The 15,559-nt window shown below is 47.2% G+C and carries 14 protein-coding genes; 6 read left to right on the top strand and 8 right to left on the bottom strand.

Translation table 11 applies throughout. The features are described 5' to 3' along the window. The 3 genes from ybeY to miaB form a co-directional block, all read right to left on the bottom strand. Positions 1–465, bottom strand: a complete 465-nt coding sequence (gene ybeY / locus JIG40_RS15935; protein WP_024373353.1) for an rRNA maturation RNase YbeY — start codon at positions 463–465, stop codon at positions 1–3. After that, positions 462–1,571 carry a PhoH family protein gene (locus JIG40_RS15930; protein WP_020431859.1) on the bottom strand — a complete coding sequence of 370 codons (1,110 nt, stop codon included), beginning with the start codon at positions 1,569–1,571 and terminating at the stop codon, positions 462–464. The genes ybeY and JIG40_RS15930 overlap by 4 nt, the downstream gene beginning before the upstream one ends. A gap of 69 nt (positions 1,572–1,640) precedes the next feature. Next, a complete protein-coding gene (gene miaB / locus JIG40_RS15925) occupies positions 1,641–3,065 on the bottom strand; it encodes a tRNA (N6-isopentenyl adenosine(37)-C2)-methylthiotransferase MiaB (RefSeq protein WP_199465632.1) in 1,425 nt (474 codons plus the stop codon). A 296-nt stretch (positions 3,066–3,361) separates the two neighbouring features. Between miaB and JIG40_RS15920 the strand changes: the two genes are divergently transcribed. Continuing rightward, entirely contained in the window at positions 3,362–4,513 is a 1,152-nt protein-coding gene (locus tag JIG40_RS15920) for a 2-octaprenyl-3-methyl-6-methoxy-1,4-benzoquinol hydroxylase (protein ID WP_055452357.1), read from the top strand. 62 nt (positions 4,514–4,575) lie between these two features. Here JIG40_RS15920 and crr read toward each other — a convergent pair whose 3' ends face one another. From crr to cysZ, 5 genes are all read right to left on the bottom strand, one after another. After that, a complete protein-coding gene (crr, locus tag JIG40_RS15915) occupies positions 4,576–5,085 on the bottom strand; it encodes a PTS glucose transporter subunit IIA (protein ID WP_014205560.1) in 510 nt (169 codons plus the stop codon). A gap of 108 nt (positions 5,086–5,193) precedes the next feature. Then, the gene (ptsI, locus tag JIG40_RS15910; protein ID WP_024373355.1) at positions 5,194–6,915 is read right to left on the bottom strand and encodes a phosphoenolpyruvate-protein phosphotransferase PtsI; all 1,722 of its coding nucleotides are present in this window, start codon (positions 6,913–6,915) and stop codon (positions 5,194–5,196) included. Positions 6,916–7,051: 136 nt separating this feature from the next. Further along, positions 7,052–7,309 (bottom strand): HPr family phosphocarrier protein, encoded by a 258-nt coding sequence (locus JIG40_RS15905; protein ID WP_020327990.1) that lies wholly within the window; start codon positions 7,307–7,309, stop codon positions 7,052–7,054. 300 nt (positions 7,310–7,609) lie between these two features. Further along, the gene (cysK, locus tag JIG40_RS15900; RefSeq protein WP_199465631.1) at positions 7,610–8,578 is read right to left on the bottom strand and encodes a cysteine synthase A; all 969 of its coding nucleotides are present in this window, start codon (positions 8,576–8,578) and stop codon (positions 7,610–7,612) included. A 157-nt stretch (positions 8,579–8,735) separates the two neighbouring features. After that, positions 8,736–9,482: a sulfate transporter CysZ gene (gene cysZ / locus JIG40_RS15895; RefSeq protein WP_154184650.1), complete on the bottom strand. Its 747-nt coding sequence runs from the start codon at positions 9,480–9,482 to the stop codon at positions 8,736–8,738. Between the two features lie 240 nt (positions 9,483–9,722). Between cysZ and zipA the strand changes: the two genes are divergently transcribed. The 5 genes from zipA (at position 9,723) to cueR (ending at position 15,546) form a co-directional block, all read left to right on the top strand. Further along, entirely contained in the window at positions 9,723–10,586 is an 864-nt protein-coding gene (zipA, locus tag JIG40_RS15890) for a cell division protein ZipA (protein ID WP_199465630.1), read from the top strand. A 65-nt stretch (positions 10,587–10,651) separates the two neighbouring features. Then, complete coding sequence (gene ligA / locus JIG40_RS15885; protein WP_199465629.1) at positions 10,652–12,661, top strand: NAD-dependent DNA ligase LigA; 2,010 nt, start codon at positions 10,652–10,654, stop codon at positions 12,659–12,661. A 487-nt stretch (positions 12,662–13,148) separates the two neighbouring features. Next, complete coding sequence (chiP, locus tag JIG40_RS15880; protein ID WP_020327985.1) at positions 13,149–14,186, top strand: chitoporin; 1,038 nt, start codon at positions 13,149–13,151, stop codon at positions 14,184–14,186. A gap of 81 nt (positions 14,187–14,267) precedes the next feature. After that, a complete protein-coding gene (locus JIG40_RS15875) occupies positions 14,268–15,074 on the top strand; it encodes a hypothetical protein (protein WP_199465628.1) in 807 nt (268 codons plus the stop codon). A 67-nt stretch (positions 15,075–15,141) separates the two neighbouring features. Further along, positions 15,142–15,546 carry a Cu(I)-responsive transcriptional regulator gene (gene cueR / locus JIG40_RS15870; RefSeq protein ID WP_020431870.1) on the top strand — a complete coding sequence of 135 codons (405 nt, stop codon included), beginning with the start codon at positions 15,142–15,144 and terminating at the stop codon, positions 15,544–15,546. The last annotated feature ends 13 nt before the right edge of the window (positions 15,547–15,559 follow it).

Raw genomic sequence — 15,559 nt, 5'->3', positions numbered from 1 at the left:
CTAGATTTTCTCAGCCAAATACGGGTCTTCAAAGCCCATATTTTGCATGATTTCCGTTTCGAGGGACTCCATCTCTTCGGCTTCGTCATCCTCAATATGGTCATAACCTAGCAGATGAAGACTACCATGTACAACCATATGCGCCCAGTGTGCCAGTAGGGGCTTGTTTTGCTCAACCGCTTCCTGCTCAACCACCTGGCGACAAATGATCAGGTCACCCAGCAGATCAAGCTCCATGCCCGGAGGCGCTTCAAACGGGAAAGACAGCACGTTGGTTGGCTTATCTTTACCGCGATATTCGAGATTGAGCTGATGGCTTTCCGGCTCATCAACGATGCGAATCGTCACTTCCGCCTGAGGCTGGAAGGGAGCAACGGCCGCTTGCAGCCAGATGGCAAACTGTTCAAATGTTGGCAGGCCGTCGTCACTGTCGACGGCCAGTTGTAAATCGAGTTCAATGCTCATGACTCGCCAGATTCCTCTAATGCATTGTGCGGTGCCGTTAGTTCAGCTTTTTGCATTTCCAGCAATTTGGACTCACGTTCTTCGCGGCGACGTTTCTCGTACTCTTTGCGTTCTTTCTGGTCTTGCGCTTCCCATTTCTCGTACGCATTGACGATCCGGGCAACCACAGGGTGACGAACAACGTCATCGGCCAGGAAGAAGTTGAAGCTGATTTCATCGACTTCATTCAATACTTCAATCGCATGGCGTAACCCCGATTTTGCGCCGCGAGGCAAGTCAATCTGAGTCACGTCGCCGGTAATGACCGCGCGCGAGTTAAAACCGATTCGGGTCAGGAACATTTTCATCTGTTCAACCGTGGTGTTCTGGCTTTCATCGAGAATGATGAAGGCATCATTCAATGTACGACCACGCATGTACGCCAGCGGGGCGACTTCAATGACGTTGCGTTCAATCAGTTTTTCAACACGTTCAAAGCCCAACATTTCAAACAGTGCGTCGTACAACGGGCGCAAGTAAGGGTCGACTTTCTGGCTCAGATCACCAGGCAGAAAGCCCAGTTTTTCGCCTGCTTCAACCGCTGGACGGGTCAGCAGAATACGGCGAATTTCCTGACGTTCCAGAGCGTCAACCGCAGCCGCTACCGCCAAATATGTTTTACCGGTACCCGCAGGGCCAATACCAAAGGTGATGTCATGAGTCACCATATTCACCAGATACTGAGCCTGATTTGGCGTACGCGGCTTGATCACGCCTTTTTTGGTTTTCACGAACACTTCTTTGCCATGGGCAATAGCGGATTCGGTGTTTTGTTCCAGGACGCCGGATTCTTTGATCGACAGATGAATTTGTTCTGGTTCGATATCAGGAATTTCACCACGAACAGGAGCCGTATCGACGTACAAGGTTTTGATGATGTCGAGTGCAGCAGCAGCGGTGTGCGCTTTACCGACGATAGTGAAATAGTTACTGCGATGATTGATTTCAACGCCTAAACGACGTTCTAAATGTTTGATATTGTCATCGAAAGGGCCGCACAGACTGGCAAGACGGCGGTTGTCTGAAGGTTCGAGATTGATCTCTAAAGTAACGATTTTATTGCTCAAATTAGCCTCTCAGTGTGTCATATCCGGATACCCGATTTCGACCGGGCATCCATGACAGTTTATACGAGCTTACGGAGTAAAAGTAGCGACTCCCAACTCATCCTCACGACGCGTTTTGGCCATCATTTCCGATGGGGAAGTGACCACACGCAGGTTCATCTCTTTCTCAGTTCGTACGAGTTCACCACGTAAAGAGTTCGGGAATACATCGACAATTTTCACGTCTACGAACTGGCCGATAAGTTCTGCCGGTCCTTCAAAGTTTACTACACGGTTGTTTTCTGTACGACCACGAAGTTCCATCAGGTTTTTCTTCGAAGGGCCTTCAACCAGAATACGTTGCTCTGTACCCATCATCAGGCGAGAGTAACGCATGGCTTGGGCGTTGATTTGCTGTTGCAGTTCATACAGACGCTCTTTCTTCGTTTCCTCAGACAGATCACATGGGTAATCGGCCGCCGGTGTACCCGGACGCGGTGAGAAGATAAAGCTAAAGCTCATGTCAAAATCGACATCGCGGATCAGCTTCATGGTGTCTTGGAAGTCTTTATCCGACTCGCCAGGGAAGCCAACGATGAAGTCTGAACTGATCTGAATATCCGGGCGCGCTTTACGCAGCTTACGAATGATCGACTTGTACTCGATGCCTGTGTGCGGACGCTTCATCATCGTCAGAATGCGATCGCTGCCGCTTTGAACAGGCAAGTGCAGGAAGCTCACCAGTTCTGGCGTGTCTTCGTACACCGCGATGATGTCGTCAGTGAACTCCAATGGGTGGCTGGTGGTAAAGCGAATGCGATCGATGCCATCGATTGAGGCCACGAGGCGCAACAATTCTGCGAATGAACAGATGGTGCCATCGTGCATTGGGCCACGGTACGCGTTCACGTTTTGACCCAGCAGGTTGACTTCACGGACGCCCTGTTCAGCAAGTTGTGCAATTTCAAACAGCACGTCGTCCATTGGACGGCTCACTTCTTCGCCACGCGTGTACGGCACGACGCAGTATGTGCAGTATTTTGAACAGCCTTCCATAATGGAGACAAAGGCGGTTGGGCCTTCTGCGCGTGGTTCCGGCAGACGGTCGAATTTTTCGATTTCCGGGAAAGAAATATCCATTATCGGCGCATCGTCAGTTTGTGACTGTTTAATCATTTCTGGTAGACGGTGTAGCGTCTGTGGGCCAAAGATAACGTCTACAAAGGGTGCGCGATCACGAATGTGGTCGCCTTCTTGAGTCGCCACACAGCCGCCTACGCCGATCACCACGCCTGGCTTCTTATCTTTCAACGTTTTCCAACGGCCAAGCTGGTGGAATACTTTCTCTTGCGCTTTTTCGCGAATCGAACAGGTGTTAAGTAGAAGTACGTCTGCTTCCTCTGGCTCTTCGGTCAGCTCATAGCCGTTTGTAGCGTTAAGCAGGTCGGCCATTTTTGATGAATCGTATTCGTTCATCTGGCAGCCCCAGGTTTTGATTAGCAGTTTTTTACTCATGTTGTTCGCTCGATCGTTAGTTTAAATTAAGGGAGCAAATCGCCCAATGTTTCCAGAAAGTCACCGAAAATCGCTTGTCGATGACTAAATTTTAGCCGCCTTCTCGACGGTAAGCGGCGTATTGTACTGCTTTCAACTTTCAGTGACCAGTGATCGGGCTAAATCTCTTGCAACCGTTGTGGCTTCTGGCTTTTTACCCTGCTTGGACCAAGGTTTTTTAACAAAATCGTTCGCAAAAAAAGTCCCGCTACGTACAATAACTTGCGTGTAGCTCAGCCAAAACAGAAGTAGTAACGATGAACGATTTTGACATTGTGGTAATTGGCGGCGGAATGGTCGGTGCCGCTGCCGCGATTGGATTTGCCAAACAGGGCCGTCGAGTGGCCGTGGTCGAAGGATTTGAGCCTCAACCTTATGACGAATCGCAACCGATGGATGTGCGCATTTCTGCCATTTCTCAAACCTCGGTTGATCTGCTGACCTCTTTGGGCGCTTGGGACGCGATTGCCTCTAAACGGGTATGCCCTTATCGCGGTTTGGAAACGTGGGACCACCCAGAGTGTCGTACGCGATTTTCCAGTGAATCGTTGGGGTTAGAGCAGTTGGGTTACATGGTGGAAAACCGCCTGATCCAATTGGGTTTGTGGGAACAGTTTGCCGATTACCCCAATGTGACGCTGCTTTGCCCTGATACGTTAAAAGACATTACCTTTGGTGATACCCACGTTGTGACTCTGCAATCTGGCACGGTTCTGCACTGTGACTGGATCATCGGCGCGGATGGCGCGAATTCGCGCGTGCGAGAGTTGGCTGGTATTGGCGTGACGGCGTGGGATTACCGTCAGCACTGCATGCTGATTAACGTTGAAACCGAAAAACCACAGCAGGATGTCACCTGGCAGCAATTCTTTCCGTCTGGCCCACGGTCGTTCTTACCTTTGAATGGACATCAGGCGTCGCTGGTATGGTATGACGCACCGCAGCGTATTAAGCAATTGAGCCAAATGAATCCTACGCAGTTGAAACAAGAGATTGTCAGTCATTTCCCCGCAGAACTCGGTGATATCTCCGTGCTGCAGCATGGCTCTTTCCCGCTCACGCGTCGTCATGCACAAAGCTATGTTCGTAATCGATGTGTATTGGTTGGGGATTCTGCTCATACCATCAATCCGCTGGCAGGGCAGGGCGTTAACTTGGGGTTCAAAGATGTGGCAGCGATGCTGGACGTGACTCAAGGACAGGAGGTATTGACACTGGCTCAATTCCAGCGTTACGAGCGCCGACGCCGCCCAGATAATTTATTGATGCAAACCGGGATGGATTTTTTCTATAAAGCGTTTAGTAATGATGTGGCACCGCTGAAGTTGGTTCGTAATGCCGCGCTGAAAATCGCTGAACATGCAGGCCCGGTCAAAGAACAAGTTCTGCGCTATGCACTAGGACTATAGCGACAAAGCTACAAACAAAAAACGCTGCGATATCGCAGCGTTTTTTTATGAATGCAGACTAATTACTTAGTTACACGCAGAACTGGAGTTTCACCAACTGTCACAGAACCAGACAGTTTGTTCAGCTCTTTGATTTCGTCCATGTTAGAAATAACAACAGGAGTCAGAGTTGATTTCGCTTTCTCTTCCAGCAGAGCTAGATCGAATTCAATGATAGTGTCGCCCACTTTCACTGATTGACCTTCTTCAGCGATACGTTTGAAGCCTTCACCTTTCAGTTCAACAGTATCGATACCGAAGTGAACAAAAAGCTCAACGCCGTCGTCAGATTCGATAGAGAACGCGTGGTTCGTTTCGAAGATCTTACCGATAGTGCCGTTAACAGGAGCTACCATTTTGTTGCCCGCAGGTTTGATAGCGATACCATCACCAACGATTTTTTCAGCAAACACGACATCTGGCACGTCTTCAATGTTTACAATTTCACCAGAAAGAGGTGCGATGATTTCAATTGCACCCGCGTCAGCGCTGTCGTCAGAGACTAGCTTCTTAAGTTTGTCAAACAGACCCATTGTGTCATGCTCCTAACGTTTAGATTTATTCTGTCGAAGTATAGTATACCAATCAAAAACAATAGACGACTACTTTTAGTCGCCTATGTCTTTGGTATTCACAGACTATTAAGCTTTCGCTGCGATGAACTTTTCAACGCAAGCTTCGATTTCTGCTGCTGTCGGTAGAGAAAGTGCTTCTTCTGCCATCGCTTTCACTTCAGCGAAGTTAGAGTTACGGATCACTTTCTTCACTTTAGGGATAGAGATGCCGCTCATTGAGAATTCATCCAGACCCATACCTAACAGCAGAAGGGTTGCGCGCTCGTCACCAGCCAGCTCACCACACATACCCGTCCACTTACCTTCAGCGTGTGACGCATCAATCACTTGTTTGATTACAGTCAGTACCGCTGGAGACAGTGGGTTGTATAGGTGCGAAATCATTTCGTTACCGCGGTCGACTGCCAGCGTGTACTGGGTCAAGTCGTTGGTACCGATTGAGAAGAATGACACTTCTTTCGCCAGGTGGTGTGCGATAGCTGCAGCAGCTGGTGTTTCAACCATTACACCGATTTCGATGCTTTCGTCGAATGCCAAGCCTTCAGCACGCAGTTCTGCTTTGTACTCTTCGATTGCTGCTTTCAGGGCACGAATTTCTTCAACAGAGATAATCATCGGGAACATGATACGCAGTTTACCGTGTGCTGATGCACGCAGAATACCACGTAGCTGGTCGCGCAGAATTTCACGACGATCCAAGCTGATACGTACTGCACGCCAGCCCAGGAACGGGTTCATTTCTTTTGGTAGGTCCATGTACGGCAGGTCTTTGTCGCCGCCGATGTCCATAGTACGGATGATGACAGCTTGACCTTCCATCGCTTCCGCAACTTCTTTGTATGCCTGATACTGTTCTTCTTCAGTCGGCAGTGCGTCGCGATCCATGAACAGGAATTCAGTACGGTACAGACCAACACCTTCACCGCCGTTGCGGGTGATACCGTCACAGTCTTTCACTGTACCGATGTTGCCGCAAACTTCTACACGATGGCCGTCTAGCGTTTCTGCGTGCAGATCTTTCAGCTTCGCCAGCTCTTCTTTCTCAGCCAGGAACGCAGCTTTTACTGCTTTGGCTTCTTCAAGCTCAGCGTCAGTTGGATTAACAATGATCTTGTTGTTCATTGCATCCAGAATCAACATGTCGCCATTTTTCACTTGCGCAGTGATGTTGTTGGTACCAACGATCGCAGGCAGTTCAAGAGAGCGAGCCATGATAGATGTATGAGAGGTACGACCGCCGATATCACACACAAAGCCCAGAACGTAGTTCAGGTTGATTTGTGCAGTTTCAGAAGGAGTCAGGTCGTAAGCCACCAGAATTACTTCTTCATTGATGTCGCTAAGTGACACAATGTTGATGCCTAGAGCGTTTTTAACGAAACGAGAACCGATATCGCGGATATCCGTTGCACGTTCTTTAAGGTATTCATCGTCCAGAGACTCAAGAGCCATTGCTTGCTCTTCAATCACGGTGTGAATTGCGTTGTCTGCTGTCAGCTTTTCATCTTTGATGAGCGCTAAAATTTCTTCTTCTAGCTCTTCATCTTCAAGCAGCATGATATGGCCTTCGAAGATGGCTTCTTTTTCTTCACCAAATGTTTCAAGTGCTTTTTGCTTGATCACTTCCAGTTGCGCTGCAGACTTGTTGCGCGCGTCGTAGAAGCGCTGAACTTCAGCGTCAACTTGAGCATCAGAAATGGTGTTAGTGTTTAGGACAATTTCATCTTCTTGAAGTAGTAGTGCTTTACCAATAGCAATACCAGGAGATGCTAGGATGCCTGAAATCATAGCCTTACCTTAAATTGGTCAACTGTAAACGGGAGATAAATGGACGTCGCTAACGATAACATTTAGCGTATTCTTTGGTTTATTTCCAACAAAGCCACTTTGCGGGAGCAAAATGGCTTTGAAAGGAAGAACCGAATTAGTGAAGTTGGTCCATCAGAGCAACTAGGTGATCAACCGCTTCTTTCGCTTGAGAACCTTCTGCAGAGATAGTCACTACAGTGCCTTTAACCAGGCCAAGAGTCTGAAGCTTGAATAGGCTTTTTGCGCTAGCGCTTTTACCGTTAGAAGTCACAGTAATGTCCGCATCGAATGCTTTTGCTTCTTTAACGAACTGTGCAGCTGGACGAGTGTGAAGGCCGTTTTCTGCAGTGATTTCAACTTGCTTCTCGTACATGTTTTATACCCCAATTAATTTATTTTTTGTAAGTTTGTTAACCAGAATTAGCTTAACCGTAACCACTCGTTTCTGCTAGTTCAGTAACGGGCTTTTCGTGTCAGAACTGATACTGGTCTAAAAATAACCAATCGCCTTTGCACGCATTTGCGAACTCGAGCCATCGAATCTAATCTTGTCTGCTTCTTTATTTTGAAGCTAGAAATAAAACATGGCTGATATTACCAAAGGTGAGGCAAGGATCAACAAAAAAGCCCCTGAATGGGGCTTTTTTAAACGAAAAATTGATTTCACCACAGGTTACTGTTGGTTTTCTTTCTCTGTGAAAATGCCTGCAAACAGGGCAGTGCTCAAGTAACGTTCACCAGAGCTTGGTAGTACAGTTACAATGGTTTTTCCTTCAAATTCAGGAAGTTCTGCAAGGCGATTTGCTGCAACCACTGCTGCGCCTGATGAAATACCAGCCAGAATACCTTCCTCTTCCATCAGGCGACGAGCCATCTCAATCGCTTCGTCTGATGTCACGGTTTCTACGCGGTCAATAAGCTCTAAATCGAGGTTGCCCGGGATGAAACCTGCGCCGATACCCTGAATTTTGTGTGGCGCTGGTTTGATTTCGTCGCCAGCAAGTGCTTGGCTAATCACAGGAGATTCAGCTGGTTCTACGGCAACAGAGATGATGGCTCTGCCTTTCTCGCCTTTGATGTAGCGGCTAGTACCTGTCAATGTACCACCAGTACCAACACCAGCAACGAATACGTCTACTTGACCGTCAGTGGCTTCCCAAATTTCAGGACCTGTCGTTTTTTCGTGAATTGCAGGGTTCGCTGGGTTGTCGAACTGTTGCAGCAGCAGGTATTTTTCCGGATTGCCTGCCACAATTTCTTCTGCTTTTGAAATTGCGCCTTTCATGCCTTTCGCTGCTTCAGTCAGTACCAGGTTAGCACCCAGGGCTTTAAGTAGTTTGCGACGCTCAAGACTCATTGACTCAGGCATTGTTAGCGTTAGTTTGTAACCGCGAGCTGCTGCAACGAAGGCCAGAGCAATACCTGTGTTACCACTGGTTGGCTCAACTAGTTCGATACCTGGTTTTAGTTTGCCTTGTTTTTCAGCATCCCAAATCATGTTGGCACCGATACGGCATTTCACGCTGAAGCTTGGGTTACGTGATTCGATTTTAGCCAGTACTTTGCCCTTGCTGACTTTGTTCAGGCGAACCAGTGGTGTGTTACCAATGGTCAGAGAGTTGTCTTCGTAGATTTTGCTCATTGTGATGTTCCTTCATTACGCACGTTTTGGTATCGATATGTCGATACATTAGTGGATACCGATAGAGCATATGTGCTCGATGAAAAAGGTAAAAGGATTAAAAAGTTATAACTTATAGGTTTGAAATAGATTTCAGCAGCTTGCGCTGCTGAAATGACTATTGGTTCACATATTGCCCTCTGAATTCGTTTACCCACATGGCGGTCGCACCACAGACCGCAACAGGCATCACAAGCAGGTTGACGACCGGAATCGTTGTCAGCACAGAAACCAGCATACCAAACGTGTACGCTTTACCCTGCTTTTGTTTCAAACTGTTACGCATGTCATTAAAGGTAACTTTGTGATTATCGAATGGATAATCGCAGTACTGAATAGCCAACATCCAAGCCGTGAAAATGAACCACAAAATCGGCCCCAATGTTTGACCCAAAGCTGGGATAAGCAGCAGGATGAACAGACCAATCGCTTTTGGCAATACATACACGAGTTTGCGCCATTCGCGCGCCATAATGCGTGGCACATCTTTAACTACCGCCAGTACGCCATCGTCATTGACTTTTTTACCGGTCAGTTTTTCTTCTACTTTTTCGGCTAGCAGGCCATTGAACGGCGCAGCGATAAAGTTTGCCAGAGTGCTAAAGAAATAGGAGAACGTCGCTAGGATGGTAATCACCAGTAAAGGCCAAAGAATATAGCTGAGCCAAGATAGCCAGTCGGGGATTTGGCCCATCCAGTCATTAATCCAGCTATCAAGATGAGAAAACAGGTAGTAAAGCGCGCCACCAACCAGCAGAATGTTGGTCAGCAATGGCATCAGGACAAAACGACGAATCCCGGGAGAAACGGCGATATCGAACCCGTAAAAGAAGTAGCCTAAACCTGAGCGTTGTTGAGCTTGCATAGTATATTCCGTGCGCAATGGGCTAATTTAACGTAAGTGATTGTCTATTGTATCGAAGCGACCAAGGATTAAAAGCTTGGTAAAAATCACGCCATACGTGCAACTTCTAACATTAAGTTGTTCTAAATAGGGTAAGACTTTTGGTAGAGTATCCCGATAAGCCGATAAAACCTACCTTGGCAGACGTCACGACAAGCGTTGAAGCTCAGACATCAAAAATCGAGAAACTGAGAGTTTAAGATGCAGGAATTGCGATTCGTACTCATTATTGTTGGCGCGCTAGCGATAGCCGCTTTGCTATTTCATGGTCTATGGACCAGTAAAAAAGAAGGGAAATCTAAGTTTGGTGATAAACCACTGGGCAGAATAGATGTAGAACCAGAAGCAGACGATGTGGTTGCTTCTCGAGCGTTTGCACCGGAAGACGATTACGAAATTATTCGTAAAGACCGAAAGCAACCAGATTTCGGTCTCGATGAGTCGTCGGAAGTCGATCCCCTTATTTCCGGCTACGAAACGGTGGATACTGACGAACCAACGGTCAAAACACCTGAGCCTGAAATTGATGATGTGCCGGCGTTTTCGGCAAGCAAAGAAGAAGCGTCAGAAGCGGGCATCGTCGATGAAATGAAAATCGACGAACCAGCCGCAACCGTGGCTGAGCAACCGGCTGAGGAAGAAATGCAGGTTATCGTGCTCAATGTACATTGCGCGGGTAATGAGCCGTTTGTCGGCACTAAACTGTTTGATAGCTTGCAACAAAATGGTCTGCTGTACGGCGAAATGGATATTTTCCACCGTCACGCCGATTTGTCTGGAACGGGTAAAGTGTTGTTTAGTGTTGCGAACATGATGCATCCAGGCACGCTCAAGCACGATGACCCGGCAGAGTTCACTACAAAAGGTATTTCGTTCTTTATGACGCTGCCATGTTTTGGCGAACCAGATCAGAACTTTAAGCTGATGCTGAAAACCGCGCAGCAAGTGGCCGATGACCTTGGCGCGAATGTACTGGATGATGCCCGTAATCTGATGACGCCGGATCGTCTGGCGGCCTACAGAAAGCAGATTACCGATTTTCGCGACAGAACCGCACAAGCGTAATAAAATTGATTTAACAAAGGCTCCGTGTCGGAGCCTTTTTTCATGATTCAAGAGAAGCACGAACAATGCAAAACGTAGAGCAACGATTAACCGAACTGAAAGAAACACTGCATTACCATGCGATACGTTATTACGTAGAAGATGATCCTACCATTCCAGATGTGGAATATGACCGTCTGATGCGTGAGTTATTGGATCTGGAAGCACAGCATCCGGAATTGGTGACGCCTGATTCTCCAAGCCAGCGAGTAGGTGGTGCACCTTTGGCAGGTTTTGAACAGGTCACTCACGAAATTCCAATGCTGTCTTTGGATAACGCTTTCGATGATGATGAGCTGAACAGTTTCCATCGTCGTATGGGTGATCGTGTTCCTGCGGCCAAAGCGGCCAAATTCTGCTGTGAGCCCAAACTGGATGGCCTTGCGGTCAGCCTGTTGTATGTCGATGGCGTGTTGGTTCAAGCTGCGACCCGTGGTGATGGCACCACGGGTGAGAATATTACCGAAAACGTTCGTACCATCAAGTCGATACCCTTACGTCTGCAAGGTTCGGGGTGGCCGACACGTATTGAAGTGCGCGGTGAAGTTTTCATGCCAAAAGCCGGCTTTGAGAAAATGAACGCTGAAGCGCTCAAGAAGGGCGAAAAAGTCTTTGTGAACCCTCGTAATGCAGCTGCAGGTAGCTTGCGTCAGCTTGATTCTCGTATTACCGCGAAACGTCCTCTGGCGTTTTATGCGTATAGCGTAGGTGTGATTCAGGGCGGCACACTCGTCGATAGCCACTATGAGCGATTTCTGCAACTCAAAGGCTGGGGGCTGCCAATGAGCCCTGAGACTAAGAGGGTCGAGTCGCTGGAAGAGGTAAAAGCCTATTATCAGGACATCATGACTCGTCGTGGAGATCTGCCATATGAGATTGATGGCGTGGTGATCAAAGTTGACGATATCGTATTGCAGGAACAGCTGGGCTTTGTGGCGCGCGCGCCGCGTTGGGCGATAGCATACAAGTTCCCGGCACAGGAAGAGATGACGGTGCTGAATGATGTTGAATTTCAGGTTGGCCGCACTGGTGCTATTACGCCCGTGGCAAAACTGGAACCTGTTTTTGTCGGTGGCGTAACGGTCAGCAATGCGACACTGCACAATGCGGATGAAATCGAGCGTTTGGGCGTGAAAATCGGCGACACAGTCATTATTCGCCGCGCTGGAGACGTGATACCACAGATTGTGTCAGTGGTCAGCGAGCTGCGTCCTGAGACGGCGCGTGACATCCTCTTTCCGGCTCAGTGTCCAGTTTGCCTATCCGATGTTGAACGCGTTGAAGGCGAAGCTGTGGCGCGATGCAGCGGTGGTTTGGTGTGCCAGGCGCAGCGTAAAGAAGCGCTGAAACATTTTGTCTCGCGCAAAGCTATGGATGTCGATGGTCTAGGTGACAAAGTTATCGAACAGCTGGTGGATAAAGAGATGGTTACGACGCCAGCGGACCTGTTTAGATTGCGAGCAGGCGAGTTGACGATTCTTGAGCGCATGGGACCAAAATCTGCGCAAAACATCGTGACTGCGATCAATGCATCGAAGGAAACGACGCTACCACGTTTTCTCTATTCACTGGGAATTCGTGAAGTCGGGGAAGCAACGGCAATGAACTTAGCGCATCATTTCCTGACTCTGGATGCCATTCGTGGTGCAAGCGTTGAGCAACTGATTGAAGTTCCTGATGTCGGTACGATTGTGGCAAGTCATGTTCACGCGTTCTTTGCTCAGGAACGCAACCAGAAAGTCGTGGAAGAGTTGCTTGAACTCGGTATTCATTGGCAGGAAATTGTGCCTAAAGCGGAGGATGAGCCGCAGCCATTGGCCGGAAAAGTCGTTGTTTTGACCGGAACGTTGTCGCAATTATCTCGCAATGATGCCAAAGCCGCGTTGCAAGCATTAGGCGCAAAAGTGACGGGGAGCGTGTCTAAAAATACTGACATTCTGTTTGCTGGTGAAGCCGCTGGTTCGAAGTTAGCCAAAGCACAAGAGCTTGGTATCGAAATTCGCGGAGAACAAGATCTTATCGATATGATTCGCTGAGTTATTTGGCCATATATTGAACACCCCAGGCAGTAATGTCTGGGGTTTTTTATTGTAAAAAAATAACCTGCCAGCTACTTTCCGTTTTTGCTACCGTATCTCATTCCTGGTAAGCAGTTATCGCTTTATTTGTCATTATGGCAATTTTCCTCATGCGACGCACTTCAACAAAATCGATCTTCATATAAATTTAAATTATTGATTTAATTTAAATTTATATTTTCCATTCAAACTAAAAATAAGATTTAGATCTCGATCACTTACTTGGGTAAAGTTTGTCATGGCTCATATTTTTTTAGTCAAAAATTAAGTTCTCATTGATGTTTTAAAGGGCGAAGTTAGTCTTATCACTATGGATACACCCGGTGTATGCAGAAACTTAAGAGGATCGAACAGAGACTCTGGTAAGGAAAATTTTCTTCCCCTCGGCGGCCAACTTTGGGGGAGGGAATAACAAAACAGCTATATCTATTTTTAGGAGTTTTCCATGGACAAAATGTTTAAACGTACCCTATTAGGTGCGGCAGTGGCTATCGCTTCAACTAGCGCGTTCGCGGCGAGCGAGACAGGTCAAATTGGTGTTCTTTCTGATTTCAACGTTCAAGCATACGGTGTTGCAGCCATCTCTGTTTTCTATCAAGAAGACAGCAATGGTTACGACTATGAAAACGAATCACGCATCGGTTTCCGCGCAAGTAAAGATATGTTTGAAAACTTCAATGTTTTTATGCAGATTGAATCTGGTTACGTGGGTGAAGATGGTAAAGGTTCTACACTGGGTGCTCGCGATACTTTCCTTGGTATACAAGGTGACTGGGGTAAAGTACGTTTCGGTCGTATGTTAACGCCTCTCTATGAAGTTGTTGACTGGCCATACTCAAACCCAGGCTTAGGCCGCGTCTTTGACTGGGGTGGTGATGTTGCTGGCCACTACGATCGTAAAGGTGATATTGCTCGCTATGATTCTCCAGCTTTTGGTGGTCTGACATTTAACGTTTCTGTGGGTCGTGGCGATACAGGTACAAAAGATTCCAACCACTTCGGTGCAGCCGTTCACTATAATGCAGCCGATATTGTTACCCTTCATGCTGCGTACGAAAACAACCCTAAATTCAAGCATAGCTACAAAGATAGCACTGATGCAGATGTTTCTTATTTAGTTGATTCAACAGCGTACCTAGTAGGCTTTGAACTGCCTCTACCTGCAGGTTTTGGCCTAGCTGGCGCTTACAAATACACCGAGGGTGCATCTAAGACTGTAAATGGTCAAAAAGGTGAACAAGGCCAATATTCAATCATTGGCCAATACTGGAATGGTCCTTGGGGCTTCAAGCTGGGTTACGCAGCAAACCTAGAATCAGAAGTGAATGGTGTTAAGCAAGGTGATGAAGATGAAGTGCTATCAGCGCAGCTGATGTACGTGAAGAACGGTTTCGTCCCTTATCTTCGAGTGGGTCAGCATGATGCATACAATGCCGATGACAAAACTGCGTTTGTTCGTCTAGGTATTGAATACGGTTTCTAATCAAAACCGCTGTCTTTCTCTAATCAAAACTCAAACGCCGGCCTTGTGCCGGTGTTTGACTAAGCACACAGGAAATTATGTATGAAGCATTTTAGAACTACCTTGGTATTTTCCACAGTCTTGATGATGGTTGGATGCAGTAGTCTTGACAGTTCTAGTTCATTTGATGATGTGGCAAAGTCGGTGAAGGAAAGACATAACTATGTACAAGTTATTACTAAAGACATCACGCCTGATGCCAAAGCGATAACGGGTGCTGATATTGTAAAATCGAATTTGTACTATGTGGGTAATTTTCCGAAAACAGCTGAGACTAAAGTCAGCGAATCCTACATTGATATGAATGTTACCTATTTCAAAAACTATGACCAGTTTGATAGTGTTACCCTGGGCGGCAAACAGTACACACTGAATAACTACCGACCATTAGCAGAAACCTGCACTGAACACTGCACTGTCACACAGTGGTTCCAGTTCCCGTTGAATTCTGTTTATTTGTCTCAGTTAGGCAGTGACAACGTAGAGTTTTCGTTGTCCTCTAAAACCAACAAAAACCAAATTCAATTCTGGGTACCGAAAGCCTATTTTGACGCTGCCGAGCAGGAAGCACAGTTTGTACTCAATAATAAGCAGCCAGTAATCGCGGCTCCTCAGATCGTCAATGAGGCACCAGCCAGCAAGTCTGAGGAAATGGTGCAATATTGGTTTAACGAAGGCACCGCCGCGGATCAGAAGCAGTTTGCTGATTGGGCATTCAGTAACCGCTCTGAAGTTAAACAGGCGATGAAAACCGACAGTAAACCTCTGGAAATGATGGCTTACTGGTATGAGAAAGCTGATAAGACGCAAAAGGCGGCCATTTTATCTTGGTTGATCAGCCAAGAATAATTGCCAACTAAGATAAGAAGAGGCATGGTGTTGACCATGCCTTTTTTGTTGTTGAGAGAATGCAATAATGAACATTAGTGAAGTGGCGAAGAAAACAGGATTGACAGCAAAATCAGTCCGTCTGTATGAGGAAAAAGGTCTCATTCAGCCACCACTGCGCTCAGAGAATGGGTACCGAAACTACGGGCAGCGCCATGTGGATGATCTGTTATTGATTGCGCGCTGTAAACGTGTTGGTTTTACCCTCGATGAGTGCAAAGCGATGCTGGCACTGGCGAATGACCCTGAACGGACAAGCTCAGCGGTCAAAGAACGGGCTCAAGTTAAACTCAAACAAGTCACACAAAAGCTTCAGGAGTTAACCTTGATTAAAGATCAGCTGGAAGAGTGGATTCGTGAATGTCCGGGTGATGAAAACAGCGACTGTCCCATCATCGATGACCTTAAAGGACACTGTTGTCAGCATAAATAAAAAAGGCCTTAAG

This window comes from Vibrio sp. bablab_jr001 (assembly GCF_016464285.1).
GTDB lineage: Bacteria > Pseudomonadota > Gammaproteobacteria > Enterobacterales > Vibrionaceae > Vibrio > Vibrio fluvialis.
This window is presented reverse-complemented; position numbering and strand designations above follow the sequence as displayed.

What these genes read in the sequence shown, in the direction of transcription:
- ybeY (WP_024373353.1), bottom strand. Translation starts at nt 465, where the DNA reads ATGAGCATTGAACTCGATTTACAACTGGCCGTCGACAGTGACGACGGC.
- miaB (WP_199465632.1), bottom strand. Translation starts at nt 3,065, where the DNA reads ATGAGTAAAAAACTGCTAATCAAAACCTGGGGCTGCCAGATGAACGAA.
- JIG40_RS15920 (WP_055452357.1), top strand. Translation starts at nt 3,362, where the DNA reads ATGAACGATTTTGACATTGTGGTAATTGGCGGCGGAATGGTCGGTGCC.
- crr (WP_014205560.1), bottom strand. Translation starts at nt 5,085, where the DNA reads ATGGGTCTGTTTGACAAACTTAAGAAGCTAGTCTCTGACGACAGCGCT.
- ptsI (WP_024373355.1), bottom strand. Translation starts at nt 6,915, where the DNA reads ATGATTTCAGGCATCCTAGCATCTCCTGGTATTGCTATTGGTAAAGCA.
- JIG40_RS15905 (WP_020327990.1), bottom strand. Translation starts at nt 7,309, where the DNA reads ATGTACGAGAAGCAAGTTGAAATCACTGCAGAAAACGGCCTTCACACT.
- cysK (WP_199465631.1), bottom strand. Translation starts at nt 8,578, where the DNA reads ATGAGCAAAATCTACGAAGACAACTCTCTGACCATTGGTAACACACCA.
- cysZ (WP_154184650.1), bottom strand. Translation starts at nt 9,482, where the DNA reads ATGCAAGCTCAACAACGCTCAGGTTTAGGCTACTTCTTTTACGGGTTC.
- zipA (WP_199465630.1), top strand. Translation starts at nt 9,723, where the DNA reads ATGCAGGAATTGCGATTCGTACTCATTATTGTTGGCGCGCTAGCGATA.
- ligA (WP_199465629.1), top strand. Translation starts at nt 10,652, where the DNA reads ATGCAAAACGTAGAGCAACGATTAACCGAACTGAAAGAAACACTGCAT.
- chiP (WP_020327985.1), top strand. Translation starts at nt 13,149, where the DNA reads ATGGACAAAATGTTTAAACGTACCCTATTAGGTGCGGCAGTGGCTATC.
- JIG40_RS15875 (WP_199465628.1), top strand. Translation starts at nt 14,268, where the DNA reads ATGAAGCATTTTAGAACTACCTTGGTATTTTCCACAGTCTTGATGATG.
- cueR (WP_020431870.1), top strand. Translation starts at nt 15,142, where the DNA reads ATGAACATTAGTGAAGTGGCGAAGAAAACAGGATTGACAGCAAAATCA.